Origin of the sequence: Labilithrix sp. (genome assembly GCA_019637155.1) — a bacterium.
Taxonomy (GTDB): domain Bacteria; phylum Myxococcota_A; class Polyangia; order Polyangiales; family Polyangiaceae; genus Labilithrix.
Genome location: JAHBWE010000001.1, coordinates 747,248 through 761,438, shown reverse-complemented (window position 1 = coordinate 761,438; position 14,191 = coordinate 747,248). Strand labels below are relative to the sequence as shown.

General features: G+C 71.2%; 14 protein-coding genes. 3 read left to right on the top strand and 11 right to left on the bottom strand.

From position 1 onward, the window contains the following. Window positions 1-46 precede the first annotated feature (46 nt). The 3 genes from KF837_03295 to KF837_03285 all read right to left on the bottom strand — a co-directional run bounded on the left by KF837_03295 (window position 47) and on the right by KF837_03285 (window position 4,243). Complete coding sequence (locus tag KF837_03295; GenBank protein ID MBX3226304.1) at window positions 47-1,714, bottom strand: HNH endonuclease; 1,668 nt, start codon at window positions 1,712-1,714, stop codon at window positions 47-49. A 574-nt stretch (window positions 1,715-2,288) separates the two neighbouring features. After that, entirely contained in the window at window positions 2,289-3,167 is an 879-nt protein-coding gene (locus KF837_03290; protein MBX3226303.1) for a hypothetical protein, read from the bottom strand. A 140-nt stretch (window positions 3,168-3,307) separates the two neighbouring features. Next, on the bottom strand, window positions 3,308-4,243 hold the full coding sequence (locus tag KF837_03285; GenBank protein ID MBX3226302.1) for a TIGR01777 family oxidoreductase: 936 nt from the start codon (window positions 4,241-4,243) through the stop codon (window positions 3,308-3,310). Window positions 4,244-4,398: 155 nt separating this feature from the next. Here KF837_03285 and KF837_03280 point away from each other — a divergent pair, with 155 nt between their 5' ends. Continuing rightward, window positions 4,399-5,316, top strand: a complete 918-nt coding sequence (locus KF837_03280; GenBank protein ID MBX3226301.1) for a hypothetical protein — start codon at window positions 4,399-4,401, stop codon at window positions 5,314-5,316. 8 nt (window positions 5,317-5,324) lie between these two features. Here KF837_03280 and KF837_03275 read toward each other — a convergent pair whose 3' ends face one another. The 4 genes from KF837_03275 to KF837_03260 all read right to left on the bottom strand — a co-directional run bounded on the left by KF837_03275 (window position 5,325) and on the right by KF837_03260 (window position 8,802). After that, window positions 5,325-6,083, bottom strand: a complete 759-nt coding sequence (locus KF837_03275) for an ABC transporter ATP-binding protein (GenBank protein MBX3226300.1) — start codon at window positions 6,081-6,083, stop codon at window positions 5,325-5,327. Continuing rightward, window positions 6,083-7,060: an ABC transporter ATP-binding protein gene (locus tag KF837_03270; protein ID MBX3226299.1), complete on the bottom strand. Its 978-nt coding sequence runs from the start codon at window positions 7,058-7,060 to the stop codon at window positions 6,083-6,085. Before KF837_03270 ends, KF837_03275 begins: the two co-directional genes overlap by 1 nt. Beyond that, on the bottom strand, window positions 7,060-8,019 hold the full coding sequence (locus KF837_03265) for a branched-chain amino acid ABC transporter permease (protein ID MBX3226298.1): 960 nt from the start codon (window positions 8,017-8,019) through the stop codon (window positions 7,060-7,062). Before KF837_03265 ends, KF837_03270 begins: the two co-directional genes overlap by 1 nt. 132 nt (window positions 8,020-8,151) lie before the next feature. Further along, the gene (locus KF837_03260) at window positions 8,152-8,802 is read right to left on the bottom strand and encodes a hypothetical protein (GenBank protein ID MBX3226297.1); all 651 of its coding nucleotides are present in this window, start codon (window positions 8,800-8,802) and stop codon (window positions 8,152-8,154) included. Between the two features lie 54 nt (window positions 8,803-8,856). On the opposite strand from KF837_03260, the gene KF837_03255 reads away from it, so the two are divergent. Beyond that, the gene (locus KF837_03255) at window positions 8,857-9,528 is read left to right on the top strand and encodes a hypothetical protein (GenBank protein ID MBX3226296.1); all 672 of its coding nucleotides are present in this window, start codon (window positions 8,857-8,859) and stop codon (window positions 9,526-9,528) included. Here KF837_03255 and KF837_03250 read toward each other — a convergent pair. Next, window positions 9,489-11,036, bottom strand: coding sequence for a protein kinase (locus KF837_03250; protein MBX3226295.1), 1,548 nt, complete (start codon window positions 11,034-11,036; stop codon window positions 9,489-9,491). The genes KF837_03255 and KF837_03250 overlap by 40 nt on opposite strands. Beyond that, entirely contained in the window at window positions 11,033-11,854 is an 822-nt protein-coding gene (locus KF837_03245) for a hypothetical protein (protein ID MBX3226294.1), read from the bottom strand. Before KF837_03245 ends, KF837_03250 begins: the two co-directional genes overlap by 4 nt. A 42-nt stretch (window positions 11,855-11,896) precedes the next feature. Between KF837_03245 and KF837_03240 the strand changes: the two genes are divergently transcribed. After that, window positions 11,897-13,081 carry a hypothetical protein gene (locus KF837_03240; protein MBX3226293.1) on the top strand — a complete coding sequence of 395 codons (1,185 nt, stop codon included), beginning with the start codon at window positions 11,897-11,899 and terminating at the stop codon, window positions 13,079-13,081. Here the strand turns inward: KF837_03240 and KF837_03235 are convergent. Continuing rightward, complete coding sequence (locus KF837_03235) at window positions 13,029-13,454, bottom strand: CoA-binding protein (GenBank protein MBX3226292.1); 426 nt, start codon at window positions 13,452-13,454, stop codon at window positions 13,029-13,031. The two genes, KF837_03240 and KF837_03235, sit on opposite strands and share 53 nt — an antisense overlap. A 9-nt stretch (window positions 13,455-13,463) precedes the next feature. Continuing rightward, window positions 13,464-14,171, bottom strand: coding sequence for an NAD-dependent deacylase (locus KF837_03230; GenBank protein MBX3226291.1), 708 nt, complete (start codon window positions 14,169-14,171; stop codon window positions 13,464-13,466). Between the last annotated feature and the right edge of the window lie 20 nt (window positions 14,172-14,191).

Below are 14,191 nucleotides of genomic sequence, written 5' to 3'. Positions count from 1 at the left end.
CGAGGCGAACGAGCGCCGCAACGAACGACCGCGTCGCCTCCGGCTCTCATGATCGCTTGGGTGCTCTACGTAAGCAGCCGAAGCGCGGCACGCATGGCGACATCGAGCGGCTCACACCACACGGCCGCGGGCAGCCGCACGAGCACAGCCCCAACCTCTCGATCCCGAAACCCGAGACGAACAAGCGCAAAGCGAACGACCTCACGCGCCGTCCGGTGGTCATGCGGCGGCGCGAACGCACCAAGCGATCCGCACCGGCGCGGATCAATCTCGCTGTCAACGTCGGGGCTTCGCCCCGACACCCCACCCCAGACACGCCCCTCGCGCTGCGCGCTCGGATCGCTTCGCGACCGCTGGCGCGGCCGCTTCTGGGGCCCCGGGACGCGGAGCCGACGCTCACGTCCGCGTCGTGGACAAGCGCATTCGTCGCGCCAGCGACGCCCTTATCGCCCGCCGAAGGGATGGTCGCGCACGCGCCTTCATAGGCATGCGCGTTCGTTGCGACGGCGACGAGCGTGTCGACCTCCGCCGAGAGCGTCGCGCTCGCGCCTTCGTGGGCGTGCGCGTTCGTCGCGACGGCGACGTTCGCGACCGTCGGTGCTGCTGGGCGCGGCGGCGTTGGTGAGGCGTGGGTGTGGGCGGTCGGAGAGGTTGTCTCGGCTCGCGAGGCGATCAGGTTCGGCTGGGCGCTGCGTTCGGCGGTGGTGATGCGCGTGGCGCGGGCTTCCTCGATCTTGTGCGCGACGTGCTCGGTGCCGAAGGTCTGCTCTGCGGCGAGCCGGTTGTGCGCTCGGCAGAGGAGCCGAACGTTCTCGAGCGTGCCTGCGCCGCCGAGCGCGCGTGGCTGACGATGATCGACCTCGAGCCACTCTCGCGCTGGGCAGCGCTCGCCGTTTGCGCTGACGAAGGTGCACTGGCGCGCGTCCCGCTCATGGACCTCGCGCAGCGTCTCGCGCGAGACGTCGTTCGGATTCGCGCGGCCCTTGCTCCGTCGCGGATGTTTCACTTTTCCAAGCTTCGTCTTCGCGAGGTGCAAGAGCAGCAGATCGATGGCGCGCTCGATCACGACCGCCAGGTCGCCGTTCGGATTCACGTGCCGAGAGAGAGCACGCGCCAGCTCGAGCTTGTCGCGCAGCTCCACCGCAGCCGTGAACATGATCTGGAACCGCTCGACCGTGAGCGGCAAGACCTGCACGCTCGGCGACGACGACATCGGCGCGGACGCCGACACTGCGGGCGCCCGTGTGCCGCCGGCCGGCCCATCGGTCACGAGGTCGCGTTGCGCGGCGATCGGTCGAATCGTGTCGGGCACGTCGGGCTTCGGCGCGTACCTCGCGACGAGGAGATCGAGGTGCGTGCGCGTCCTGCCGCTCGCTTCGGCGACGAGCTCGTCGACGTTCGCCTCCGTGAAGAGCGCGCGGAGCTGCAGCACGCCGGAGAGATGCATGCGTCCGTCACCGATCGCCGCGATGAGCTCCGGAAAGCGCGCCCCCAGGCGCGCGGCGGCGATCCGGCGAGACGCCTGATCCTCGCTCAGCCCGAGCTTCCGTGTGCAGAAGTCGTGCATCGACGAGCACGCTTGCTCGAGATGGATCGGACGTTTCTCGACCTCGATGAGGTAGGCGAGCATCGCCGCGACAGCGCGACGCTCATCACCGAGGACGCGCCGAAGCGCCGACAGGAGCTGCTCGTTCGTGAGGTCATCGATGCGCATGACCTCTCGTACCACGCCATTTTTCAGCCTCTTCAGCGCCCCGAGGACGCACGCGCGCGGGCATCGATCCGAAATGAATCGTCGCCCTTCCGAAACGCGCACCACGTGTCTGCCATGCGCGGCGTGGGGCCATCGAAACGGTCATTCGCTTCGTCGCGTCCTCGTCACTCCAAAATCCGTCAAGCGCCACGAACCAGGCGGAGGCATTTCGCTCCCACTCACGCTCCTCAACGCTTGTGCACATCGATGAACGAGATTCGTGAAGAGACGGCGTCCCTCTTCGCGGCCCCAACCGCACGTGACGACGAACCGACGCGACCATCCAGCTTCTTGGTCCCGAACTCGCGCGCGCGGAATGGGGCACAACACTCACGCGCGCGCGGCATAGAAGAGCGCGCCCCATCATCGACGTCGCCATAAGCTTCGAGCTCGTCCCGATGGAACACGCCAACAGCTCGACCACCGCCAAACCCAAGCACAAAAGGCGAGCCGCGGCTCTTGCGCCCGCCGTGCCGTCTGACGGCCGCGGCGCTCGCAGTCCGCTGTCCGACGGCCAAGCGATCGTCGCTTCTCGTCAACACCCGTTGGGGCCGAGCTGCGCGGAGCACAAGGTCCCCGCGCCGCTGAGGCCCCACGTGCCGCCCGGGCGGGCCGGGGTGCCGCTGCGGGCCATCATGTAGTCGTGCCCCGCGAGGCCGTCGTCGTCGATGAGCGCGCGGATCGCGACGAGGACGTTCTCGTCGGCGATCGGATCGTCGGGGCGGCGGCGGACGAAGATCTCTCCCGCGGTGTCGCCGTCGGGGCGAAGGCGCGTGCTCTGGAGCGGGTTCGAGTGGAGCTTCGGCGGCGCTCCGATGCTGATCGCCGGCGCGGTGAGGATGCCCTTCTGCTGGCCGAAGTCGACGACCGCGCCGCCCCAGCTGTGGCCCACGAGGAGCACGTTCTTCAGCTTCGCCGCGTCGATCTCCTCCTGCAGTCGCTTCGCGTCGGCGCGCGCCTGCTCCGTTCCGAAGCTGAGCGGCCCGGGGGACGCGCCGGGCGAGACCGACGCGCGACCGAGGTACACGACGTCGAGCACGCGTCCCGAGCGCGCGCGGTACGTGTACTTCTTCCCCGGCGTCGGGGCGGAGCCGTAGCCGAACGCGTAGACCACGCGCGCGCGATCGCCGGTGAGGTCGAGCACCGTCGCGGCGGCCTCGAGGGCCTGCACCCGCTCGAGCGGGCGCGCGGCGGTGCCCTCGCCACGCGCGAGCGCGCTCTTCGTGTCGGTCGCGGCGTTCGTCCCCGCCACCGCGACGAGCGTCTTCCCCGTCGCGCGCTTGATCCACGCCGCGGGCAGCGAGCCCGACGCCGGGTTCGGCGCGGACACGGCGTTCGACACCTCCGTCTCGGGCTCCTCCACCTCTTCCGCGTCGAAGGCGGCGCACCCGGCCATCACGACGAGACCCAACACGTAGAACCTCATACCCGCTCGAAGGAGCAACCGCTGGGCCGCCATGAAACCCCGCAAATCAAGGCCTCCCGCGCGCTCCCGGCCTGGTTCGGCCACGGGCGGGCGATCCTGGCGGCGCGCCGCCGGTGTTGCTCAAGAGCTCAAGACGCGAGGTCGGCGAGCGCGGAGCGGAGATCGGGGAAGAGGAAATCGAAGCCAGCGTCGACGAGGCGCTTCGGCACCGCGCGCTGGCCGGTGAGGACGCAGCTCGCGGCCTCGGTCCCCATCACGACCTTCACCGCGAACGCGGGGACGCGGAAGACGGCGGGCCGCCGGAGCGACGTCGCCATCGCGTCGGCGAACACGTTCATCGTCACCGGCTCGGGCGACACGACGTTGTACGCGCCGGAGAGATCGCTCCGATCGATCATCGCGATGAGCGCGCGCACCACGTCGCGGACGTGGATCCACGGCATGTACTGCTCGCCGTCGCCGACCGGACCGCCGATGAAGGCGCGGAAGATCTTCCCGAGGCGCTCGTAGACCCCTCCCCCCTTGCCGAGGACGAGGCCGATGCGCGCGAGACACACGCGAACGCCGGCCTCCTCCGCCGGCTTCGTCGCGTCCTCCCATCGCTTCGTCAGCTGCGCGAGGAAATCGGTCCCCGTCTTCGCGGTCTCGTCGAGGAGCGCGTCGCCGACGTCGATGCCGTAGTGGCCGACGCCGGAGGCGCTCACGAAGACGGCCGGCTTCTTCTTCGCCTTCGCCGCCGCCTCCGCGAGGAGCGCGGTCGGGACGGTGCGGCTCTCGGTGAGCTCGCGCTTGCGCTCGGGGGTCCAGCGCTCGTCGGCGACGTTCGCGCCGGCGAGGTGCACGACGGCGTCCGCGCCGTCGACGACGTCCATCCAAGCGCCGGCGCTCTTCGGCGACCACGTCACGAACTCGAGCCGGCCGCCCTTGCCGCACTCGGAGCACGCGTGCTCGAGACCGCGAGGGGCGCCGCGCGTGAGGATGACGACCTCGTCGCCACGCGCGGCGAGCGCATGGCAGAGCGCCTTCCCGATCAATCCGGTTCCTCCGCTGACGACGATCCGCACGACACCCTAGGATGCCGGACCCCGCGCTTTCGTCCCACCTTTGTGTAGTCTCGGGCTGGATGCGACGGCTCCGTTCGGTTTTGTGCCTCTTCGCAGTTCTTTCCATCGGCGGGTGCGGTCCGCGAAACGCGAGCGAGGCGGAGAGCCGCCGGGACGTGAAGTGGCTCGCCGACAACCCGAGCTCGGACTCGGTCGCCGCGCTCGGCCGCCTCGCCGACACCGACGAGAAGGCCCGCGCCGCGCTCGAGGTCCGCGCCGCGAAAGGCGACGTCAACGCGTTCCTCGCGGCGTGGACCGCGGTGACCCGCGACGCCGAGTGGGGCACCACGTTCCTCCGCACCTCGCTCGCCGATCCGCTCCGGGCGGAGGGCGTCGCGACCGCGCTCCCGCGGAAGGACCTCCGCCTCGTCCCGTTCATCGTCGACATCGAGAACGCGGTCGTGCGGCTCTCGGCCGGCCACCGCGGGAGCACGGTCCTCTCGAGCCTCCTCGCGAGCCTCGGCGTGCCCGCGCACGCGGCGATCGAGCGGCGTCTCGTCGACGCGAAGACGCGCGGCGCGATGTGCGAGGCGATCGCGACGCCGGAGGCGAGCGGCGACGCGAAGTCCGCCCTCCTCGCGGTCCCCTCCGAGGCGCGCGACCACGCCGCGTGCGTGACGGCGGTGATCGACATCGCGGCGACGGAGAACGTCGTCGTCGACTGGCTCGCGATCAGCGCGGAGCCGGGCCTGCTCAGCGTCGCGGCGAAGAGCGCCCTCCCCTGCCCGCGCGTCGTCGCGATCTGGAACAAGGCCCTCGCCGAGCGCCCGCCGGAGTCGCAGCCGGCGCTCGCGGTGCCGCTGAAGAACTCGATCGCCCGCTGCGGGACGGCGCTCGATCCCGTCCTCGGCGAGCTCCTCGGCAAGGCTCCGCGCGCGCGCGCGACGATCGTACAGGCGATCGATCCGTTCGGCGCCGAGCTCGCCGCGATGAAACAAACGTGCTCCGCCCTCCGCTCCGGCGCCGCTCGCAACGAGAGCGCGGTCGTCCGCGAACGCGCCGAGGACGCCCTCGCCCGCGGCTGCGCGCTCTGATCCCGACCTCACCCGCCGAGGTAGGCCGCCTGGATCTCCTCGTTCGCGGCGAGGTCCTTCGACGCGCCCTCGAGCGCGATCTCGCCGGTGCGCAGAACGTACGCGCGCTGGCTCGTCGCGAGGGCGATGCGCGTGTTCTGCTCGACGAGCAGGATCGTGACACCCGACTTCGCGATCTGCCCGATCGCGGCGAAGATCTGCTGCACGAGCTTCGGCGCGATGCCGAGGGAAGGCTCGTCGAGCAAGAGGAGCTGCGGGCGCGCCATCAGCGCGCGGCCGATCGCGAGCATCTGCTGCTCGCCGCCGGAGAGCGTGCCGCCCTCCTGGCGCATGCGCTCGCCGAGGCGCGGGAACAGGCTCGTCACGTCCTCGATCGTCTCCGCCATCGCCTTCGGATCGCGATGGAGGTACGCGCCGAGCTCGAGGTTCTCGCGCACGGTGAGGGTCGGGAAGATCGCGCGGCCCTCGGGCGCGAGCGAGATGCCGCGCGCGACCCGCTCCTCCGCCGCGACGCCGGCGAGGTCGCGGCCGCCGAACGAGATCGCGCCCTCGCCGAGCGGGACGAGCCCCATGATCGTCTTCAGCGTCGTCGTCTTGCCGGCGCCGTTCGCGCCGATGAGGGCGACGATCTCGCCGGGCATGACCTCGAGGTCGATCCCCTTCAGCGCCTTGATGCCGCCGTAGGCGACCTTGAGCCCGGTGAGGGCGAGGAGCGGCGCGCCCTCGGTGACGACGATCCGCGCGCGCGTCGGGTGAGCGACGCGCATCAGAACTTGTCCTTGTCGGGATCGCGCTTGAACTCGGGGAGGTCCGGCTCCTTGATCGCCGAGTCGAGCGCCGCCATCAGGTTGTCGGAGAGCGCCTTCTCCTCCTTCGCCGAGAGCTTCTCGCTCACCGGCACGCGATCGGACGAGGTCGGATCGGCGAGCGCGGCGAGGCTCGGCCGCGAGCGCTCGAGCGCGGCGGAGAGCACGATCGGCGACGTCTCCTCCTCGCCGAGGTACGCCGCGAGGACCTTCGGGTGCGCGCGGATCTCGGCCGGCGAGCCGTGCGCGATCGTCTCGCCGTGGTCGAGGACGTGGATCTCCTCGCACACGCCCATCACGACCTGCATGTTGTGCTCGACGAGGACGATCGAGAGGCGGAACGTGTCGCGGAGCCACTGGATCTGCGTCTTCAGCCCCTCCGCTTCGCCGTAGTTCATCCCCGCGGCGGGCTCGTCGAGGAGGAGGAGCGAGGGCTTCAGCATCATCGCGCGCGCGATCTCGAGGCGGCGCTGGTTGCCGTACGCGAGCGACGTCGGCGCCTCGTCGGCCTGCGCCTCGAGCTCGAAGATGCGGAGGAGATCGAGCGCGCGCGTCTCCATCTCCGCCTCGTCCTCGTAGTGCACCGGCGCGCGCAGCACCGCGGCGGCGAGGTGCGCCTTCTTCTGCAGCTCGCACGCGACGAGCAGGTTCTCGAGGACGGAGAGCTGCCCGAAGAGCCGGATGTTCTGGAACGTGCGGCCGACGCCGGCGCCCGCGATCTGCGCCGGCTTCAGCGGCACGAGGTCGACGTCGCCGAGCGTGATCTTCCCGCGGTCCGGTTTGTAGACGCCGGTGATCAGGTTGAAGACCGTCGTCTTCCCTGCGCCGTTCGGGCCGATGAGGCCGAAGATCGTGTCGCTCCTCACCTTGAAGCCGACGCCGCCGACCGCGCGGAGGCCGCCGAAGCTCTTCGCCACGTTCTCGAGGACGAGCTCCATCAGGTCGTCTTCCGCCGCGAGTTGAAGAAGAGCTCGCGCTCGCCGAGGAGCCCCTCCGGCCGCCAGATCATCAAGAGGATGAGGACGGCGGCGTAGACGATCATGCGGAGCGCGTTGAGATCGAGCGAGGGCACGCTGACGACGAGCTCGCGCACCACGTCGCTGCCCTGCACCTGCTCGATCGCCTTGATCGAGAACGTGATGAAGAGGCCGCCGAGCACCGCGCCGGTGACGCTGCCGGAGCCGCCGAGGATGACCATCGTGATCGCGTCGAACGAGGTCTGGAACGTGTAGTTGTCGGGGTTCTGGACCGGCATCCCGTCGCGCATGATCGCCATCAGCCCGCCCGCGATGCCGGCGCCGGTCGCGGCGAGGACGAAGGACGTGACCTTGTAGCGCGTCGGATCGACGCCCACCGCCGCGGCGGCGATCTCGTCCTCGCGCAGCGCCCGCAGCGCGCGCCCCCACCCGCTGAACTTGATGCGCCACGCGACGACGCCGAGCACGAAGACGACGCCGAAGACCCAGAACGGCCCCGCGTAGAGCGGCACCCCGACGTTGCCGACCCCCTGGTAGCCGTTCTGTCCGCCGAGCCGCGCGAGCAGGCCGCCGCCTTCGCCCGCGCCCGCGGTCGCGATCGAGAGGCGGAAGATCTCCGCGAAGCCGAGGGTGACGATCGCGAGGTAGTCGCCGCGGAGGCGGAGGCTCGGCAGCCCGACGACGAAGCCGAACGCGCCCGCGAGCGCGGCGGACGCGACGAGGCACACCGGCACGACGATGAACGAGCGCGCGAGGGTGGGCTCGCCGCCGCCGAGCGCGTGATGCAGGTTCGACGCGATGACCGCGCTCGTGTAGCCGCCGATGCCGACGAAGCCGGCGTGGCCGATCGAGAACTGCCCCGCCATGCCGTTGATGACGTTGAGCGAAAGCGCAACCGCGACGTTGCACGCCGCCGCCATGATGAGGTAGCGGATCGAGCTGTCGGGGATGAGCCGCTCGAGGAAGAGGTCGAGCACGAGCACGACGACGAGGACCGCTCCCCCGATCCAGAGCCACGCCGCTCGCCCTCGCCCCTTCACGGTCACGTCACGTTACTTGACGACGCGCAGGTACGGCGGGAGCTCGCGCTTGGGGCGGCCCGGCACGGCGGGGGCGCGCGCAGGCGCGGCGGCGGGCTTGTCCGCCGGCTTCTCTTCGCGCAGGGGCTTCTCTTCCTTCTTCTCGACCTTCTCCAGCCGAGCCGAGCTCGGCGGCGGAGACGGCACCGCGACGAGCATCGGCCGCGGCGCGGGCTCGTCCTTCTTCTTCTTCGTGCGCTTCTTGCCGCGCTCCGACGGCTCGCCCTCCGACTTCGCGCCGCCGCGGCTCGACGGCGGCGGGGGCGCCTCCGCGAGCACCGGCCGGCGATCGTCGACCTTCACCGCGAGCTCCTCCGGCACGTCGTCCGGCCAGACCATGCCGCGCCCGTCGTCCCCGACCATCGCGAAGACGCTGAGCCACGGGACGACGCAGAAGAACTTCGCGCGGTTGAACGAGAGCGTGCAGCTCATGCTCTCGTCGTCGAGCCGCAGGTCCGGGATCGGCACCGGCATGTTGAGGCCGATCTTCAAGATCAGCGGCGGCTTCTTGAACTGCGGCGGCACGACGACGCCGTCGGCGCGCGGATCGAGGTAGATGTCGACGTTCGACCTCTCGAGCAACGCGAGCGCGACCTCCTTCTTCGGCGGCAGGAGCTGGGTCATCGGGCATCTCCCTTCTAGCGCGCCTTGTCATCTCCTGCCAGTGTCGTCGTCGGGATGCACGACGTCGTCATGCTCGAGACGCCGCCCTTGCCGCGCGTGGTCGACGACGGGGTCTTCGACGCCTACGGCTGGTGCGCGAGCGACGTGCTCGAGTGGCGTCGCCCGCGCGTGCTCTCGACCGAGCGGCGCGTCGAGAGCGCGAACCCGCCCGGCCTCGTGTTCGTGCTCCGCGACGCGTCCGCGCACGCGTTCCTCCCGCGTGAGCTCGCGCGCCTCCACGCCTTCGGCTACGGCCTCGACGACGAAGAAGCGCTCGCGCCGTGGGCGATCGACGATGCGACCGATCGCCTCTACGAACATCGCGCGCGCCCCCACGACGTGTTCTGGCTCGCCGCGCCCGCGCTCGACACGCTCGTGTGGGGCCTCCATGACTGGGCTCACTTCCACAACCACGGCCCCTTCGATCGACCCGCGATGACGGAGCTCCAGTGCGATCTGCTCGCGCTCGCGTGGCTGCGACGCAACGCGCGCGCGATCGGCCTCGATGACGCAGCGCTCGGACGCGTCGCGCACGATCTCGCCGCGCTGTCGCGAGGGCGCTTCGCCGACGAAGGCGTCGCCGCGCCGGTCCCCGATCTCGACGCCCTGTTCTCCGGCCCCTACCCGGCCGCGCCGCTCGCGCAGGGTCACGGAGGATCGACCGCGTCGTTCCACTCGAGCGTGTAGGTCACCTCGGTGCGCCCCGACATCGCCACGTCGACGCGGCCGCCGAGGAAACCCTGCGTCACGCCGTCGAGCAGGCAGCGGCCGACGCGCCCGCCTTCGGTCACCGTCGCGCGCTCCGCCCGTCCGTCCTCCATCACCCACCGCAGCTTGGCGCGACCGGGCTCCTCCGCGCCGCGCACGCAGCGGGCGTCGAGCGCGGCGAAGCGCGCCTCGACGTCGTGGCGGATCTCCTGCATCGGGTAAGGCCCGTTCGCGAACGTGCCGCTCTCCACGGTGCAGAGGCGGCACAGCACGGTCGGCGCCGGCGGATGCATCGCCGCGCGGACCGCGAGCGCAAACAGCGCGACGACGCCGACGGGCAAGAGGAAGAAGAGCCACCACGGCGCGCGGCGTCCCTCCGCGAGGAGCGGCGCCGCCTTCGGCGCGGGGAGCGGCGTCGCGATCGGGCGCGGCCTCGGCGCGAAGGTCGGAGGCGGCTCGAAGATCCGCGGCGCGGGGTTCGGGCTCGGCGTGACCGCGAGCTCCAGCGACGGCGCGTCGGTCGCGGGCTCCTCGAAGTCCACCCCCGCGATCGCGCCCGCGCCGGTGACGAGCGGAGGCGCGGGCGCGGGCCGGCCGGAGGCGGCGTCCTCGAGCGCGGCGAAGAAGGCGTCCGCGTCGGGCAGGCGCGCCCCGGGCGCGCGGACGACGGAGCGCGCCACGACCCACTCGAGCGCCTTCGGGAACGAGACGCCCTGCTCCGCCGCGCGCGCGCTCGGCGTCGGGATCGGATCGAAGAGCATCTCGCGCATGATCTGCTGGAGCGACGTCGCCGCCCCCGCGCCGCGCCAGAACGAGCGACCGGTGAGGCAGGTGTAGAGCATCAAGCCGAGCGCCCAGACGTCGGCCGCGGGCGTGACGGGGACGGAGTCCGCCTGCTCGGGCGCCATCCAGAGCGGCGTGCCGATCATGCCGGTCTGCGCGCCGCCGATCGTCGCGTCGCGCGTCATCTTCGCGATCCCGAAGTCGAGCACCTTCACGTGGAACGGCGCGGACGACGATCCGCGCGGCGTCGCGAGGAACACGTTCGCCGGCTTGAGGTCGCGGTGCACGATGCCGGCCCGATGCGCGAGGCGGAGCGCGTGGCAGACCTGGCGGAACAGCTCGAGCGTCTCGGCGAGCGGGAGCGGACCGCCGCGGCGCTCGAGGTGGGTCGCGAGGTCCGCGCCTTCGAGCAGCTCCATCACGAGGAAGGGGGCGCCGGTCTGCTCGTCGACGCCGGCGAGCTGCACCTCGACGACGTGCTCGCTCGCGATGTTCGCGCCGATCTTCGCCTCGAGGAGGAAGCGGCGCCGGAGGTCGTCGTCCTGCACGAGCTCCGGCTGCATCAGCTTCAGCGCGCGGAGGCGTCCGGTCGACACCTGGCGCGCGACGTACACCGCGCCCATGCCGCCCTCGGCGAGCGGGCGCTCGATCAGGAAGTCGCGCGCGAAGAGGCGTCCGGGCTCGAGGGAGAGGAGCGCGCTCATCGGCGCACGTGCGTGACGAGGGCGGTGACGAGGTTCGCGGCGGACGGGTTGCAGCCGCCGTTGATGACGTTGACGGAGCAGAGGTCGTCGGAGACGAGCTGGCTGCCCTTCAGCATCCACACGAGGCGCGAGCGGTCGGACGAGACGTCCGCCGAGAGCGCCGCCCACGCGAGGAAATAGGCGTGCCCGCGCTTCGTCAGCGTGCACGTCCACAGCGTCACGTCGCGATCGTCACCGAACGAGAGCTCACCGAGCGTCGCGCGCGCCGATCCCTCCTCCGCGTCGGTGCGGCACGGCTCCGACGGCGCGGCGAGCGGACGGTAGGTCGGCGCGGCTTGCATCGACGCGACGACGTCGTCGACGAGGCTCGGCGGCGGCGCGCTGGCGGCGCGGTACCAGCCGGCGAGGCCGGCCGCGGATCCGGTGGGCATGCGCCGGAGGAGGATCGCGCCGTCGTCGAGCACCTCGGACGCGTAGTCGCTCGTCACGCTCGCGATGACGAGGCGGTTCGGCGCCTGATAGGGCCGCGTCGCCGCCTCGTCGACCGCGGACTCGACCGCCGAGCGGAGCTTCATCACCCCGAGCCCGATCGCGACCGCGACGAGCACGACTCCGATCGCGACCCGGACGGCGAAGGAGGAGACCCCGGCGCTGGGCGGCGGCGGGAGCGGCGGGGTGGGCGGTCGCGGCGGCGGCGGCGGGTGCACGGGCACGGGCACGGGCCGCGCGGGAGGAGCGCGGCGATCGAGATCGAGCTCGAGGCCGACGCACGAGCAGGCGTCACGCGCGGCCCCACAAACATCGCAGCGCTCGATCACGCCGCGAGGGTATCAGCTCTCGAGACACGCTAACGTGGGCGCGTGCAACGGGCGCTTCTCCTTCTTCTTCTCGGCTGCAGGGCGCCCTCGGCGCCTGCGGCGACGCCGCCCGCCGACGAGATCGAGCTCGTCGAGTCGTGGCCGATCGAGACGCCGCTCGATCATTCCGACGTGCGCGACGCGGAGAGGGTATGGCCCGAGATGATCGATCGCGCGACGAAGAGCCTCGTCTTCGAGGAGTTCTACGCGAGCGACGTGGAGGACGCGCGGAGCGAGAGCCCGCTCGCGCCGACGCTCGCCGCGATCGGACGCGCGGTGAAGCGCGGCGTCCGCGTGCGTTTCCTCGCCGATCAGGTGATGGCGCCGAAGTACCCCGCCACCCTCGACGTGCTGCGCGCGGCCGGCGTCGAGGTCCGCATCCTCGATTGCAAGCCGCGGTTCGGCGGCGTCCAGCACGCGAAGCTGTTCGTCGTCGACGAAGACGAGGCCTTCGTCGGCAGCCAGAACTTCGACTGGCGCGCGCTCCGCCACATCCAGGAGATCGGCGTCCGCGTGCGCTCGCGCGCCGTCGCGGGCGGGCTCCTCGACGTGTTCGAGACCGACTGGGCGCTCGCCGACGCGAGCACGCCGTCGACCACGCGCGTGCGTGCGCATCCGGCGCGCCCCGCCGCGGCGAGGTTCGCGCTCTACGGGAGCCCCGCCGCGTGGCTGCCGGATCCGTCGATCGGCGATCTCGATCGCCTCGTCGCGCTCCTCGACGGCGCGGCGCGATCGATCGAGCTCCAGGTCCTCACGTACTCGACGACGATGCGCGACAAGAGCACCTTCACGACGCTCGACGACGCGCTCCGCCGCGCGGCCGCTCGCGGCGTGCGCGTGCGGCTCGTCGTGTCGAGCTGGGCCGACAAAGAGGACAACCACGCCCTCCGCGCGCTCGCGTCGGTCCCGAACGTCGAGGTGCGGGTGATGACGATCCCGCCGTGGTCCGGCGGCGAGATCCCCTTCGCGCGCGTCACGCACGCGAAGTTCCTCCTCCTCGATCGAGCCAGCGCGTGGATCGGCACGAGCAACTGGGAGGGCGACTACTTCCTGAAGTCGCGCAACGTCGCGATCGTGACCGACGCGCCGAACGTGGTCGCGCCGCTCTCGCGCATCTTCGACGGCGACTGGGCGTTCAGCGCCGCTCTCGCAGCTCCACCATCAAGCAGCGATCCTGCACGACCGTGATCCCGGCGGCGGAGAGCTTCGCGGCGAAGTCGTCGTTCCGGATCCCGGACTGGAGCCACACCGCCTTGGGCTTCGCGGCGAGGACGTCGTCGAGGTGCGCCATCAGATCGGTCGGCCGGCGGAACACGTCGACGAGGTCGATCGTCCCCGGCACGTCGGCGAGCTTGCGGTAGACCGGCCGCCCGAGGATCTCCTTCGCGTCGGGGTAGTAGACCGGGACCGGGACGATCTCGAAGCCGGCCTCCGACGCGAACTTCGGCACGTAGTACGCGGGCTGCCCCGCCGCGTCCTCCGTCTTGATGCCGAGGACGGCGATGCGCTTCGTGGTCGCGAGGAGCTTCGTGATCGATTCCGCGTCGTCGATGATCGGCATCCTTCTTCTTTAGCGCGCATCGAGCTGGGCGAGGACGTCGCTCGCCTTGCCGCGGAGGCGGTGCTGATAGAGCTCGCTCATCGCGGTGTCCTCGAGGTTGACCTCGACCGTCACCGCGCCGCGCTCCGCGGCGATGCGAGGCAGCTGCGCGGCGGGGTACACCACGGCGGAGGTGCCGATCGAGACGAGGAGATCGCACTCCTCGAGCGCCTCGCGCGCGCGCCGCACGACGCGGTGATCGAGCTGGTCCTCGAACCACACGATGTCGGGGCGCCAGTAGCCGCCGCACTCGCACTTGCGCGGGCTCATCGGCACGCTGTCGTCGTCGCGGACGATGTTCTGCGGGTCGCAGCGCACGCGCCAGAGGCTGCCGTGCAGCTCGGCCTCCACCTCCGCGCCGGCGCGCTGGTGCATGCCGTCGATGTTCTGCGTGACGATCTTCGTGCCGGGCTGACGCTCCTGCACCTCGGCGACGATGAGGTGGCCGCGGTTCGGCTCCTTGCTCCGCACCATCTCCCGCCGCTTGTCGTGGAAGTCCCAGACCTTCTCCGGGTCCCGCTCGAACGCGCGCTGGCACGCGTAGTCCTCGTAGTTGTACTCCTTCCAGATCCCGCCGCTCCCGCGGTACGTGGGGATCCCGCTCTCGGCGGACATGCCCGCGCCGGTGAAGAAGACGATGCGCCGAAAATCACGGAACCGGATGGAGGTGGTCGTCATAGAGTAAATTATACTCTAAC

Coding starts and splice junctions, on each gene's coding strand:
- KF837_03295 (MBX3226304.1), bottom strand. CDS start 1,714: ATGCGCATCGATGACCTCACGAACGAGCAGCTCCTGTCGGCGCTTCGG.
- KF837_03275 (MBX3226300.1), bottom strand. CDS start 6,083: ATGCGCGTCGCTCACCCGACGCGCGCGCGGATCGTCGTCACCGAGGGC.
- KF837_03270 (MBX3226299.1), bottom strand. CDS start 7,060: ATGGAGCTCGTCCTCGAGAACGTGGCGAAGAGCTTCGGCGGCCTCCGC.
- KF837_03265 (MBX3226298.1), bottom strand. CDS start 8,019: ATGGCGGCGGCGTGCAACGTCGCGGTTGCGCTTTCGCTCAACGTCATC.
- KF837_03260 (MBX3226297.1), bottom strand. CDS start 8,802: ATGACCCAGCTCCTGCCGCCGAAGAAGGAGGTCGCGCTCGCGTTGCTC.
- KF837_03255 (MBX3226296.1), top strand. CDS start 8,857: ATGCACGACGTCGTCATGCTCGAGACGCCGCCCTTGCCGCGCGTGGTC.
- KF837_03250 (MBX3226295.1), bottom strand. CDS start 11,036: ATGAGCGCGCTCCTCTCCCTCGAGCCCGGACGCCTCTTCGCGCGCGAC.
- KF837_03235 (MBX3226292.1), bottom strand. CDS start 13,454: ATGCCGATCATCGACGACGCGGAATCGATCACGAAGCTCCTCGCGACC.
- KF837_03230 (MBX3226291.1), bottom strand. CDS start 14,171: ATGACGACCACCTCCATCCGGTTCCGTGATTTTCGGCGCATCGTCTTC.